The 13,117-nt window shown below is 72.5% G+C and carries 8 protein-coding genes; 4 read left to right on the forward strand and 4 right to left on the reverse strand.

The window, feature by feature from the left end; genetic code table 11:
• The first annotated feature begins 31 nt into the window (after positions 1 to 31).
• Together JOE63_RS13710 and JOE63_RS13715 are read left to right on the forward strand one after the other, a co-directional pair.
• A complete protein-coding gene (locus JOE63_RS13710) occupies positions 32 to 1,363 on the forward strand; it encodes a sensor histidine kinase (protein WP_204542161.1) in 1,332 nt (443 codons plus the stop codon).
• 8 nt (positions 1,364 to 1,371) lie between these two features.
• Complete coding sequence (locus JOE63_RS13715; protein ID WP_087472286.1) at positions 1,372 to 1,992, forward strand: response regulator; 621 nt, start codon at positions 1,372 to 1,374, stop codon at positions 1,990 to 1,992.
• Positions 1,993 to 2,040: 48 nt separating this feature from the next.
• Here JOE63_RS13715 and JOE63_RS13720 read toward each other — a convergent pair whose 3' ends face one another.
• Entirely contained in the window at positions 2,041 to 3,639 is a 1,599-nt protein-coding gene (locus tag JOE63_RS13720; RefSeq protein ID WP_204542162.1) for an ABC-F family ATP-binding cassette domain-containing protein, read from the reverse strand.
• A gap of 257 nt (positions 3,640 to 3,896) precedes the next feature.
• Between JOE63_RS13720 and ypfJ the strand changes: the two genes are divergently transcribed.
• Positions 3,897 to 4,799, forward strand: coding sequence for a KPN_02809 family neutral zinc metallopeptidase (ypfJ, locus tag JOE63_RS13725; protein WP_087472288.1), 903 nt, complete (start codon positions 3,897 to 3,899; stop codon positions 4,797 to 4,799).
• Positions 4,800 to 4,812: 13 nt separating this feature from the next.
• Here ypfJ and JOE63_RS13730 read toward each other — a convergent pair whose 3' ends face one another.
• Both JOE63_RS13730 and JOE63_RS13735 read right to left on the reverse strand, forming a co-directional pair.
• On the reverse strand, positions 4,813 to 5,223 hold the full coding sequence (locus tag JOE63_RS13730; RefSeq protein WP_087472289.1) for an SRPBCC family protein: 411 nt from the start codon (positions 5,221 to 5,223) through the stop codon (positions 4,813 to 4,815).
• Between the two features lie 53 nt (positions 5,224 to 5,276).
• The gene (locus tag JOE63_RS13735; protein ID WP_087473009.1) at positions 5,277 to 6,410 is read right to left on the reverse strand and encodes a GNAT family N-acetyltransferase; all 1,134 of its coding nucleotides are present in this window, start codon (positions 6,408 to 6,410) and stop codon (positions 5,277 to 5,279) included.
• 203 nt (positions 6,411 to 6,613) lie between these two features.
• On the opposite strand from JOE63_RS13735, the gene metH reads away from it, so the two are divergent.
• A complete protein-coding gene (gene metH, locus JOE63_RS13740; RefSeq protein WP_204542164.1) occupies positions 6,614 to 10,207 on the forward strand; it encodes a methionine synthase in 3,594 nt (1,197 codons plus the stop codon).
• Between the two features lie 78 nt (positions 10,208 to 10,285).
• Here the strand turns inward: metH and JOE63_RS13745 are convergent, their stop codons facing one another.
• Positions 10,286 to 13,006 (reverse strand): PKD domain-containing protein, encoded by a 2,721-nt coding sequence (locus JOE63_RS13745; RefSeq protein ID WP_239576700.1) that lies wholly within the window; start codon positions 13,004 to 13,006, stop codon positions 10,286 to 10,288.
• Between the last annotated feature and the right edge of the window lie 111 nt (positions 13,007 to 13,117).

The following is a 13,117-nucleotide window of genomic DNA, read 5'->3' on the forward strand; positions in this document are numbered from 1 at the left end:
GCCGGGAGCCGGACCGGAACAGGAGTCGACGATGCAGGACGCCGGGGCCGTCGAGCGCCCGACCTCCGGGGAGCGCGGACCCTCCGTCGCCGACGGTGCGCCGACGCCGGGCGCCACGACGCGGCCCTGGAAGGCGGGCCAGCTCCGGGTCTGGGACCTCCTGCAGCTCTTCACCCCGTGGCTGCTCCTGACGGTCTCGACCGCGATCTACTTCGCGGGGGTGCTCCCGGCCTCCGGTGAGCGCTTCTGGCCCGAGGGCGCCTCGGTCCTCGGGCTGGTCGCGGTCTCGGCGCTGTGGGTGCTGTGCGGGCACACGCTTCCGCTGCGGAGGGGGACGCTGCGTCCCGTCCCGGCGGGCATCTACTTCGTCGGCCTGCTGGCGTTGTGCGTCACCCTCATGACCTACTCCGAGATCTTCCTGGTCTTCACCGTCGCGGGCTTCTTCCACGCGTACCTGCTCACGCCCTGGCCGCTCGGCGTGCTCGGCGTCCTCGCCACCTCCGTGGCCCTCAACGGCTCGGCGATGAGCATGTGGCCCGACCCGACACCGGAGCTGCTCGCCGAGCTCGTGCTGGTCGTCGTCGTGCAGACGGCGGCGATCGGTGCGGGCATCCTGCTGGCGGCGCGCAGCGAGTCGGCGGAACGCAAGCGCGAGGAGCTGGTCGAGCGGCTCGAGGCCGCGCTGCACGAGAACGCGGGACTCCATGCCCAGCTCGTCGTCCAGGCCCGGGAGTCCGGCGCCCAGGACGAGCGGCAGCGCCTGGCCCGCGAGATCCACGACACCCTGGCCCAAGGCCTGGCGGGCATCATCACGCAGCTCCAGGCCGCGGAACGCTCCGCGCACGCGCAGGGCGAGACCGACGCGCACGTCGCGCGGGCGCTCCGGCTCGCGCGCAGCAGCCTGGCGGAGGCCCGACGGTCCGTGCAGGCGCTCGGACCCCAGGAGCTCGGGCGCGCGCACCTTCCCGACGCGCTGCGCACCCTGACCGAGCGCTGGTCGCACGAGCACGACGTCCGCGCTCACGTCGAGATCACCGGAGTGCGGGAACCGCTGAGCCCGGCGATCGAGGTCTCGCTCTTCCGGGTCGTGCAGGAGTCGCTGACCAACGTGGCGAAGCACGCGGAGGCCTCGCGCGTCGGGGTCACGCTGTCGTACGCAGGCGCCGAGGTGCTGCTGGACGTGCGGGATGATGGGCGCGGGTTCGTCGCAGGGGTCGGCACCGGCTTCGGCCTGACGAGCATGCGCCAGCGGATCAGAGGGGTCGGCGGTCACCTCGAGGTGCAGAGCGCGCCCGGCGAGGGAACCTCCGTGAGCGCTCGCGTCCCGGCGATCGCCCCCGGGGGAACGACGGAGAAGGAGTAGACCGGCCGATGCTTCGACTCGTGATCGTCGACGACCACCCGATCGTGCGGGGAGGCCTCCGCGACACCTTCGCGGACGTCGAGGACATCGTCGTCGTCGGCGAGGCCGGCGACGGCGCCGAGGGGGTCGACCGTGCGCGGTCGCTCGCGGCGGACGTCGTGCTCATGGACCTGCGCATGCCCGGGACGGACGGCGTCGCGGCCACGGCGGCCCTGCGCGACCAGGTCCCGGACGCCCGGGTGCTGGTCCTGACCACCTTCGACGGCGAGAGCGACGTCCTCCCGGCGATCGAGGCGGGCGCGATCGGCTACCTCTTGAAGGACGCGCTGCCCGACGACCTGGTCCGGGCCGTCCGCGCCGCCGGGCGCGGGGAGTCGGTGCTCGCGCCGTCGGTGACCCAGCACCTGATGGGACAGGTGCGCAGGCCCGGCGCCGGATCGCTGACCGACCGGGAGAAGCAGGTGCTCCAGCTCGTGGCGAACGGCTGCTCGAACCGCGAGGCCGCCGCCGCGCTGTTCATCGGCGAGGCGAGCATCAAGACCCACCTGCAGCACGTCTACGACAAGCTCGGCGTCCGCGACCGCGCCTCGGCGGTGGCCGAGGGCTACCGGCGGCGCCTCCTCACCTGACGCCGCGCGGCTCGTCGCGCGCGGGCACGGCGTTCTTCGGCGGGCGCCTCACGCGAGCGAGACGAGCTCCGCGTAGTCGTCGCTCCACAGGTCCTCGTCGCCGTCGGGCAGCAGCAGGACGCGCTCGGGCTCGAGCGCCTCGACCGCGCCGTCGTCGTGCGTGACCATGACGACGGCGCCCTCGTACGTCTTGAGCGCCCCGAGGATCTCGGCGCGCGACGCGGGGTCGAGGTTGTTCGTGGGCTCGTCGAGGAGCAGCACGTTCGCCGCCGAGACGACGAGCGTCGCGAGCGCGAGGCGCGTCTTCTCCCCGCCGGAGAGCACGTTCGTGGGCTTCTCCGCGTCGTCGCCGGAGAACAGGAACGACCCGAGCACGGAGCGCACCTGCGTGTCGGTGAGGTCTGGCGCGGCGTGGCGCAGGTTCTCGACGACGGTCGCGTCCATGTCGAGCGTGTCGTGCTCCTGGGCGTAGTAGCCGATCTTCAGGCCGTGCCCGGGGTGGACCTCGCCCGTGTCCGGCTTCTCGACGCCGCCGAGGATGCGCAGGAGCGTCGTCTTGCCGGCGCCGTTGAGGCCCAGCACGACGACGCGGCTGCCGCGGTCGATCGCGAGGTCGACGCCCGCGAACACCTCCTGCGACCCGTACGCCTTGGACAGCCCGCTCGCGGTGAGGGGCGTGCGCCCGCAGGGCGCGGGCTTGGGGAACCGCAGCTTGGCGACCTTGTCGGACTGCCGCTCGCCCTCGATGCCTGCGAGCATCTTCTCCGCGCGGCGCATCATCTGCTGCGCGGCGACGGCCTTGGTCGCCTTGGCGCGCATCTTCTCGCCCTGGGCGAGCAGCGCGCCCGCCTTCTTCTCGGCGTTCTGACGCTCACGACGGCGGCGGCGCTCGTCCGACTCGCGCTGCGCGAGGTACGCGTCCCAGCCGAGGTTGTACTGGTCGAGCTCCCCGCGGTTCGCGTCCAGGTGGAACACCTTGTTCACGGTGGCGCGCAGCAGCTCGACGTCGTGGGAGATCACGACGAACCCGCCGCTGTACGACTTGAGGTAGTCGCGCAGCCAGATGATCGAGTCGGCGTCGAGGTGGTTCGTCGGCTCGTCGAGGAGCAGCGTCTCGACCCCGGAGAACAGGATGCGCGCGAGCTCGATGCGGCGGCGCTGGCCGCCCGACAGCGTGCTCAGCGGCTGCCCGAGGACCCGGTCGTCGAGGCCGAGGTTGCTCGTGATGCGGTGCGCCTCGCTCTCGGCCGCGTACCCGCCCGCGGCGAGGAAGCGCGCCTCGAGCCGGGGGTAGCGCTCCATCGCGGCCTCGTGCGTCTCGACGTCGGCGCTCGCCATCGCGCCCTCGGTCTCGCGCATCTGGCGCACGATCTTGTCGAGGCTGCGAGCCGAGAGCACGCGGTCCATCGCGATGACGTCGAGGTCGCCCGTGCGCGGGTCCTGCGGCAGGTAGCCGATGTCGTTGCCGCGCGTGATCTTCCCCGCCGTCGGCTGGGTCTCCCCCGCGAGCGTCTTGGTCAGGGTCGTCTTGCCGGCGCCGTTGCGCCCGACGAGTCCGATCCGGTCGCCCGAGGCGATCTGGAAGTTCGCCTCGTGCAGCAGGACGCGGGCGCCGACGCGCAGCTCGACGCCGTGAGCGGTGATCACGGGAGGGTCCTCTCGGGTGGTACGGGCGCCCGACGACGGCCCTCTCCCGGCCGGTCGGCCGGCGGCTCGTCGTGGGGCCGGGGCGCGTGCGCCCCGGCGTCCGGGCCTCGTCGATTCTACGGGCGCCCGGCGTCGCGTCCCACCCCATTCCGCCGACGGTCCGCGTGAGGTCGGTCGCGCGCGTCGGGAGCGTGCTCGTCCGCCGGGCGCCCCCGTACCAGGACGCCTCGTGCGTGGCCCGGCGGTAGCGTTGACCTGTGACTTTCCAGGAGGGTGGCTCGTTCGAGGGCGGACGGGTCCGCAAGGGCGGCGGTCGGCGCGGCACGATGATCGCGGGCGGCGGGATCGGGGCCGTGCTCGTCGCGCTGCTCATCGCGTTCGTGGGCAACCAGACCGGTGTCGACCTCAGCGCGCTCACGGGCGGTGACGGGTCGGACTCGGGCGCGTACGGCGACGGCCAGCAGGAGTACATCGACACGTGCACGGCCGAGGAGGCGAACTCGACGCGCGAGTGCCGCCTCAACGGCACGGTCCAGTCGCTCGACGCCTACTGGACCGACGCGCTCCCCGAGCAGGCGGGCGTCACGTACGACCTGCCCCAGGTCGTGAGCTTCACCGGGCAGGTCTCGACGGGCTGCGGCGCGGCGACCAGCGCCGTCGGCCCGTTCTACTGCCCGCCCGACCAGACCGTCTACATCGACCTCGGCTTCTACGACGACCTCACGAGCCGGTTCGGCGCCAACGACGGCGGCCTCGCGGAGATGTACGTCGTGGCGCACGAGTTCGGCCACCACATCGAGCAGCTCGTCGGAGCCATGGACGCGGCGGACCGCCAGGGCACGGGTCCCGAGTCCGACTCCGTCCGCATCGAGCTCATGGCCGACTGCCTCGCCGGCATGTGGGCGGGCCACGCCGCGAGCACCGTCGACCCGGACACCGGCGTGACGTTCCTCGCCCCCATCACCGAGCAGGAGCTGAACGACGCGCTGTCCGCCGCGTCCGCCGTCGGCGACGACCGCATCCAGGAGGCCGCGACCGGCCAGGTGAACCCCGAGGGCTGGACCCACGGCTCGAGCGAGCAGCGCCAGCGCTGGTTCACCATCGGCTACAACGGCGGCACCCTCCAGGACTGCAACGCCCTCTCGGCCTCGACCCTGTGACCCGGGACGCCCGTCAGCCGACGAGCGTCCCGAGCCGTGCGAAGCAGTCGCGCCACCCTTCGGCGTAGGGGTCCCGGTTCTCCTCCGCGGTCTCGTGGACGACGCGCACGAGCGTCCCCGCGCCCGACGGCGCGAACGTCACGGTGACGGGGTCGGGCCCGCCGTCGTCGGCGCCGTGGTCGAGCCACGTCCAAGTGAGCACGAGGCGGTCCGGGCGGTCGGCAGCGACGACGTCGCCGCGAGCGCCGAACCCGCCGGTCGCCGTCTCGAAGCGGTAGCTCCCGCCGGGGCGGGCGTCGAGGTCGTAGACCGTGTCCGGGAACATGGGCCACCACCAGGTCGCGAGCCGGTCGGGCCGCGTCCAGGCCTCCCACGCCCCGTCGGCGCCGAGCGGCACGAGCGTCTCCACGATCACCTCGGGCATGGTCGCCACCTCTCCCGGCGTCGCGCGCCGGTCCCGGAGCCCCGGCAGGGGCTCTAGAGCTCGATCGAGTACATGCGCGAGCCTGTCACCTTCTCGTAGCCCAGGCTCGCGTAGAGGCCGTGCGCGCCGGACGGGTTCTCGGTGTCGACGTCGAGCGCGGCGTACTGCATGCCGTCCGCGGCGAACGCGCGCATCCCGGCGGCGAGCGCCGCGACGGCGACCCGACGCCCCCGGTACGCGCTGCGCACGCCGAGGATCTCGGTATACCCGAACGAGTAGCCGCGCACGGGGAAGTCCTCGTCGTAGCGGCCCGCCATCTCGTAGCCCACGACGAGCGGCTCGCCCGCGCGCAGGGCCGCGGCGGTCTCGGCGTCCGTCGTCGGGTCGGCGAGGAGCGCATCGACGTCGGGCGCGTCGTCGACCACGAGGAAGGACCACTGGGGCGCGAACTCGCTGCGCCCGTGCGTCCACGCCTCAGCGGTGCGGGGCTCGCTCCCCCAGTGGTCGCGGAACGCGTCGTTGTGCGCGAGGCGGGTCGCCTCGTCGAGCTCCGGCGACCACGCGACGAGCCGCAGCGACCCGTCGAGCGGCACGTCGGGGAGGGGCGCGGACAGGTCACGGCGCAGGTCGGAGTAGAAGCGGCGGGTCTCGAGCCCGAAGCGCGCGTAGAGCCGCGCCTTCGCGGGCGGGTCGGTGTCCTCGCCGTAGGTGAGCAGGCGCGCAGGCAGCTCCTTGCCGCTCGCCGCGAGGAGCTGGCGTCCACGGGCGATCTCCCACGCGAACAGCTCGCGCCCGACGCCGCGCCCGCGATGGGTGGGGTGGACGCCGCCCCAGAGGAACGCACGCACGGTGTTCGCGTCGCCCGGGTTGGTGTCGACGAGGGCGTACGCGCGCAGCGTGCCGTCGGTGTCGACGCCGACGAGCGAGTCGGTCGCGAGGTCGCGCCACGGCGCGGTGAACAGCTCCTCGACCTCGCCGATCGTCTCGCGGTACGGCTCCTGGTCCGCCTCGGCGATGCCGTTGCGCAGGGCCAGCAGCGCGGGCGCGTCGGCCGGCACGGCATGCCGCCAGGTCAGGTCGCCCGCCGTGACGGCCGGGAGGGTCGACGGCGCGGCGGCGCGCTCGGCGATCGGGGCGAGCGTCGCGGGGGCCGGGTTCTCGACCTGGTCGGTCGCGGGAGAGGACATGCCGACCACGGTAGGTGCGCCTGCGCCGTCGGGCACGCGCTTTTCCCGCCCGCCCGCGCGCCCGGGCGCCCGAGAGATGCGTCCCGGGCCGAGCGATGCGTTCGTGGACGCATCGCTCACCCCGAGACGCATCACTCGGCGGCGAGCGGGTCCCGCTGAGACGGCATCCCACGACCGGGCGGGCGCGATCTACGCTGCGTAGCATGCCGATCGTCGTACCCCAGGACCTCGCCGACGCCCGTTCCCGGGCCCTCGCCGACGCGCTGCGCACACGCGTCGTCGTCGCGGACGGCGCGATGGGGACGATGATCCAGGAGCAGGACCCGAGCCTGGACGACTACCAGGGGCTCGAGGGCTGCAACGAGATCCTCAACGTCTCGCGGCCCGACATCATCGCGGCGGTGCACGACGCGTACCTCGAGGTCGGGGTCGACGCGATCGAGACGAACACGTTCGGGGCGAACTGGTCCAACCTGTCGGACTACGACATCGACGACCGCATCCGCGAGCTCGCCGCCGCCGGGGCGCGGATCGCGCGCGAGCGCGCCGACGCGTTCGCGACCGACGAGCAGCCGCGCTGGGTGCTCGGCTCGATGGGGCCGGGCACCAAGCTGCCGAGCCTCGGCCACACGACGTACGCGCACCTGCGCGACACGTTCGCCGAGCAGGCCGCGGGGCTGCTGGAGGGCGGGGTCGACGCGATCCTCGTCGAGACGAGCCAGGACCTGCTCCAGGCGAAGGCCGCCGTGACGGGCTCGCGGAACGCGATGCGCGACGTCGGGCGCGAGGTCCCCGTCATCGTCCAGGTCACGGTCGAGACCACGGGCACCATGCTCATGGGCTCGGAGATCGGGGCCGCGCTGACGACGCTCCAGGCGCTGGACGTCGACGCGATCGGGCTCAACTGCGCGACAGGCCCGGCCGAGATGAGCGAGCACCTGCGGCACCTGTCGCGGCACGCGGAGATCCCCGTGACGTGCATGCCCAACGCGGGGCTGCCGGTGCTCGGCCCGAACGGGGCGACGTACCCGCTGACGCCGGACGAGCTCGCGGCCGCGCACACGCAGTTCGTCACCGAGTTCGGCCTGGGCCTCGTGGGCGGCTGCTGCGGCACGACGCCCGAGCACCTGCGCCGCGTCGTCGAGGCGGTGCGCACGCGGCCCGTCGTCGAGCGCCACCCGGAGCGGGAGAACGGCGTCGCGAGCCTGTACTCGCACACCGACCTGCACCAGGACGCGTCGTTCCTCGCCATCGGCGAGCGCACGAACGCCAACGGGTCGAAGGCGTTCCGCGAGGCGATGCTGGCGGAGAACTGGGACGAGTGCGTCGAGATCGCGCGGGCGCAGACGCGCGACGGCGCGCACCTGCTCGACGTGTGCATCGACTACGTGGGGCGCGACGGCGTCGCGGACGTGAAGCAGGTCGTCTCGCGCCTCGCGAGCGCGTCGACGCTCCCGCTCGTCATCGACTCGACCGAGCCCGAGGTGATCGCGGCGGGCCTCGAGCTCGTGGGCGGGCGCGCGGTCGTGAACTCGGTGAACTTCGAGGACGGCGACGGCCCGACGTCGCGCTTCGCCCGGGTCATGCCGCACGTCGTCGAGCACGGGGCGGCCGTCGTCGCGCTGACGATCGACGAGGAGGGCCAGGCGCGCACCGCCGAGACGAAGGTCGCGATCGCGACCCGGCTCGTCGAGACGCTGACGCGCGACTGGGGCCTGCGGGTCGACGACATCATCGTCGATGCCCTGACGTTCCCCATCGCCACCGGCCAGGAGGAGACGCGGCGCGACGCGATCGAGACGATCGAGGCGATCCGCGAGATCACGCACCGCTACCCCGGCATCCACACCACGCTCGGGGTCTCGAACGTGTCGTTCGGGCTCAACCCCGCGGCGCGCACGGTGCTCAACTCCGTGTTCCTCCACGAGGCCGTCGAGGCCGGGCTGGACTCCGCGATCGTGCACGCCGCGAAGATCCTCCCCCTCGCCCAGATCCCCGACGAGCAGCGCGAGGCCGCGCTCGACCTCGTGTGGGACCGGCGGCGGTACGACGACGAGGGGAACCTCGTGCACGACCCGCTCGCCCGGCTGCTCGAGCTGTTCGAGGGCGTGGACTCGGCGGCGCTCAAGGACCAGCGCGCGGCGGAGCTCGCGGCGCTGCCCGTCGGCGAGCGCCTCGAGCGGCGGATCGTCGACGGCGCGCGCAAGGGCCTCGAGGAGGACCTCGACACCGCGATGGCGTCCGGTCTCAAGGCGCTCGACATCGTCAACGACCACCTGCTCGAGGGCATGAAGGTGGTGGGCGACCTGTTCGGGCGCGGCGAGATGCAGCTCCCGTTCGTGCTGCAGTCCGCCGAGGTCATGAAGACGGCGGTCGCCTACCTCGAGCCGCACATGGAGAAGGTCGAGGGCTCGACCGGGTCCAAGGGCACGATCGTGCTCGCGACCGTGCGGGGCGACGTGCACGACATCGGCAAGAACCTCGTCGACATCATCCTCACCAACAACGGCTACACGGTCGTCAACATCGGCATCAAGCAGCCGATCTCCGCGATGATCGAGGCCGCCGAGGAGCACGATGCCGACGTCATCGGCATGTCGGGGCTGCTCGTGAAGTCGACCGTCGTGATGAAGGAGAACCTCGCGGAGCTCGCGTCGCGCGGGCTCGCCGGCCGCTGGCCGGTCCTGCTCGGCGGCGCGGCGCTCACGCGCACGTACGTCGAGGACGACCTCGCGGGCCAGTTCCCCGGGGTCGTCCGGTACGCGCGCGACGCGTTCGAGGGCCTGCGCCTCATGGAGCCCCTCGTGCGCGTGGCGCGCGGCGAGTCGCCCGACGCCGTCGGGCTGCCCGCGCTCAAGAAGCGCCGGCACGCGGTGGTCACCGTGACCGAGACGCCCGTCGAGGACCTGCCCGCGCGGTCCGACGTCGCGGCCGACAACCCCGTGCCCGCTCCCCCGTTCTGGGGCACGCGCCTCGTCAAGGGCGTCCAGCTCGCCGAGTACGCGGCGTTCCTCGACGAGCGCGCGACGTTCATGGGCCAGTGGGGTCTGAAGCCGGGGCGTGGCGACGACGGCGCGTCGTACGAGGAGCTCGTCGAGACCGAGGGCCGCCCGCGGCTCAACGCGTGGTACGACCGGATCCGCACCGAGGGCGTCGTGGACCCGTCGGTCGTCTACGGCTACTTCCCGGTGTGGTCGGAGGGCGACGACGTGGTCGTCGCGCACCACGGTGCCGGGCTGGCCGGGATCGGGGCGCCGGACGGCGGGTCGGGCGGGCCTCTGGGCGAGGAGCGCCTGCGCTTCACCTTCCCGCGCCAGCGCCGCGACCGGCACCTGTGCCTCGCCGACTTCGTCAAGCCCCGGTCGTGGGTCGAGGAGACGGGCCGCTACGACGTGCTGCCCGTCCAGCTCGTCACCATGGGTGCGAGCGTCGACGAGCACACCGCGAAGCTCTTCGCGGGGAACCACTACCGCGAGTACATGGAGCTCCACGGCCTCTCGGTGCAGCTCACCGAGGCGCTGGCCGAGATGTGGCACTCGCGGGTGCGCGCCGAGCTCGGGTTCGCCGACGAGGACCCGACCGAGGTCGAGGGCATGTTCAAGCTCGAGTACCGCGGCGCGCGCTTCTCGCTCGGCTACCCCGCCTGCCCGGACATGGAGGACCGCACCAAGGTCGTCGAGCTCCTGCGCCCCGAGCGCGTGGGGGTCGAGCTCTCGGCGGAGCTCCAGCTCCACCCGGAGCAGTCGACCGACGCGTTCGTGTTCCACCACCCCGAGGCGAAGTACTTCAGCGTCTGACCGCGCCACGAGGTCTCGGGCGCGTGCCGACCGGCCCGCCGGCGATGTGCCAGCGGGCCGGCCGTGGGTGCTACCGCGTCACTTCGACGTGGCCGCGACGTTGATCCCCACCGTCGTCCAGTCGCGGGTACCGGCGCTGTCGGTCGCGATCAGACGGGCGGTGTACCTGCCCGGCTGGGTGTAGACGTGGGTCGCCTCGGCGCCCTCCGCCGTCGTCCCGTCCCCGAAGTCCCAGACGTAGGACCCGATGGTGCGACCCTCCGGAGCGACCGCGGAGCCGCTGAGCGTGACCGCGATGCCGGCGGGGCCGCCTCCGCGGCTCGCCTGCGCCTCGACGACCGGGGCCGTCGCGTCGGCGACGCCGCGCCCGTGGAAGACCAGCCAGTCGAGCGCCACGACGCCCGCCTCGGCGCCGGCCCTGCCCTTGCTGGAGGCGACCACGTACAGGGACGTCTCTCCGCCCTCGGCGTCGATCTCGATGGTGGGCGACACCACCTGGCCCGGTGCGGTCGCCGGGGCGATCTTGACCTGCCCCAGCTTGGGCCCGGTCGGGCTGCCCGTGCGCACCTCGAGCGTGGTCTCGGCGGCGCCACGCACGGCTCCGACGGTCAGGCCCGAGATGCCCGTCAGGTCCACACGATCGAAGGCGATCCAGTCGCCGTCGTCGAAACCATCGACCCACCGTCCACCCCGGGCTGCGTCGTCGTCGACGATCTGGACCCCGGATCCCCTGCTGAAGAACTCGGCCTCCTTGTCGCGGACCTGCAGGCGGATGATCTCCTGTGCAGCGAGCTCCGGAACACCCGGTGCACCGAGGTCCTGGTATCCGGCGCCCAGCACCGCGTACACGTTCTGGCCCACGCCGTGGTCGGCGGGGTCGAGGAAGACCTCGCCGGAGCATCCCTCGTAGTTGTCGAGAGGATGCGCGTGGTCGTCGTGCCCCAGCTGGGTCGCGACCGTGACGAGGCTGCAGTCGATCGTCCCGTCGGCCGTCGAGCCGTCCTCGGCGTCCACGACGTCGACCGCGTACGGCACCGTGTCGCCGAGCTCCGCGAAGCCGCCGGCGAGCGGCCGCGCGAAGGAGACCTCGGGACGCGTGTTCCCGACCGTGATCTTCTGGACGGAGACGCCGCTGAGACCGTCGGAGTCGGTGACCGTCAGGCGCGCGGTGTGCTGCCCGTTCTCCTCATAGGTGTGGACGGGGTCACGTTCCGTCGAGTCGACGGTCCCGTCGTTCTCGAAGTCCCACTCGTAGGTGATGTCGAGCCCGTCCGGGCTCTCGCTCGCGCTGCCGTCGAACGCGACGGTCAGCGGCGCGGTGCCGGAGTCGACGTCGGACGTGAACTGGGACACCGGGCGTCGGCCGTCGGCGGCGTAGTCGATGCGGTAGATGCCGGCGTCCGTGTTCGTGCTGCCCCGCCCCGCCCCGCTGCCCCGCCCGAAGTCGATGACGTACAGCGAGCCGTCGGGCCCGAACTCCGCCTCGAACGGTGCGACGAACCTCTCGCCGGGCAGGAACGGGTCGATCGAGAGCAGCTCGCCCGTCGTCTCGTCCAGCGAGAGCACCTTGTAGTAGTGCCGCGCGTACTCCGAGACGAACCACCGCCCGTCGTACGACTCCGGGAACTTCGTCTTCACGTCGAGCTCGGCGTCATAGCGGTAGACCGGACCGGCCATCGGCGCAGCGCCTCCCGAGTCGAGCTCGGGAAACTGCTCCGAGACCCCGTAGCCGTACCAGACCAGGGGTTCCTGGGTCGGCGGCAGCTCCCGCAGGCCGGAGTTGTTGGGCGAGTCGTTCACCGGGTGGGCGCAGTCGAACGTCTCGCCGGACACCCCGGTGGCGTAGTCGTAGTCGACGTACGGCTGGTTGTCCCCGTGGCAGTACGGCCAACCGTGGTTCCCGGGCCCGGTCATCCGGACGAGCTCGACCAGCCCCTCCGGCCCTCGCAGCGGGTTCGCCACCCGGGCGTCAGGCCCGTAGTCGCCCACCAGGACGGCGTTGGTCGCCGGGTCGACGGTGATGCGGAACGGGTTGCGGAAGCCCATGCCGTAGATCTCCGGTCTCGTGCCCTCCGTCCCGGGCGCGAAGAGGTTCCCCTCGGGGACGGTGTACGTCCCGTCGTCCTCCGGCGTGATCCGGAGGACCTTGCCGCGCAGGTCGTTCGTGTTCGCCGAGGTCGCCTGGGCGTCGTACGCGCGGCGGCCCGGTCGTTCGTCGATCGGGGTGTACCCCTGCTGGTTGAACGGGTCGGTGTTGTCACCGGTGGCGACGTAGAGGTTCCCGTCGGGACCCATGGCGAGCGAGCCGGCCATGTGCGAGTTGGCGCGACCTTCACCGCGCCAGATCGTGAAGTCGAGGAGACGCTTCTCGGAGTCCCGGTCGATCCTGTTGTCGGGCCCCATGGTGAACCTCGACAAGTTCATCTTCGCCACGTCCGGGTCGCTCCAGAGGAGGTAGAGCCACCCGTTCTCGGCGAAGTCGCCGTCGAGCGTCAGGCCGAGCAGACCGTCGGACTGCGTGAGCAGGTCGAGGCCGTAGTCGAGGTCGAGCGCGGTGAACTGGCGGAGCGTGTCCTGCTCCAGCACCTTCACCTGTCCCGTCCGCTGGATGTAGACCACGCGGCCGTCCTCGGCGACGTCGAGCTCGAACGGATCGGCGAGGCCCTCGGTGACCAGTGGCACCTTGTCGAAGACGTCCTCCGCGACCTCGGCGGAGGGGTGCGCGTCCTCGTGCGCGTGAGCGACGGGGACAAGAGCGACCGCGCCGATCGCGACGGTCACCCCGATCGTCGCGCTCAACGCTCTGCTGCGTCTCGCAGACATCATCAACACTCCCTTGTGTCGTCAGGTGCCCTGGCGCGACCTGCGGCGATCGCGCAGGGCACACGTTCGTCACGGGTCGGTCCCCGA

The sequence above is a fragment of the Cellulosimicrobium cellulans genome, from assembly GCF_016907755.1.
GTDB lineage: Bacteria > Actinomycetota > Actinomycetes > Actinomycetales > Cellulomonadaceae > Cellulosimicrobium > Cellulosimicrobium cellulans_D.

Bases quoted from the DNA above. Each gene is read 5' to 3' on its own strand.
- JOE63_RS13735 (WP_087473009.1), bottom strand. From the start codon at position 6,410: ATGTCCTCTCCCGCGACCGACCAGGTCGAGAACCCGGCCCCCGCGACG.
- metH (WP_204542164.1), top strand. From the start codon at position 6,614: ATGCCGATCGTCGTACCCCAGGACCTCGCCGACGCCCGTTCCCGGGCC.
- JOE63_RS13710 (WP_204542161.1), top strand. From the start codon at position 32: ATGCAGGACGCCGGGGCCGTCGAGCGCCCGACCTCCGGGGAGCGCGGA.
- JOE63_RS13715 (WP_087472286.1), top strand. From the start codon at position 1,372: ATGCTTCGACTCGTGATCGTCGACGACCACCCGATCGTGCGGGGAGGC.
- JOE63_RS13730 (WP_087472289.1), bottom strand. From the start codon at position 5,223: ATGCCCGAGGTGATCGTGGAGACGCTCGTGCCGCTCGGCGCCGACGGG.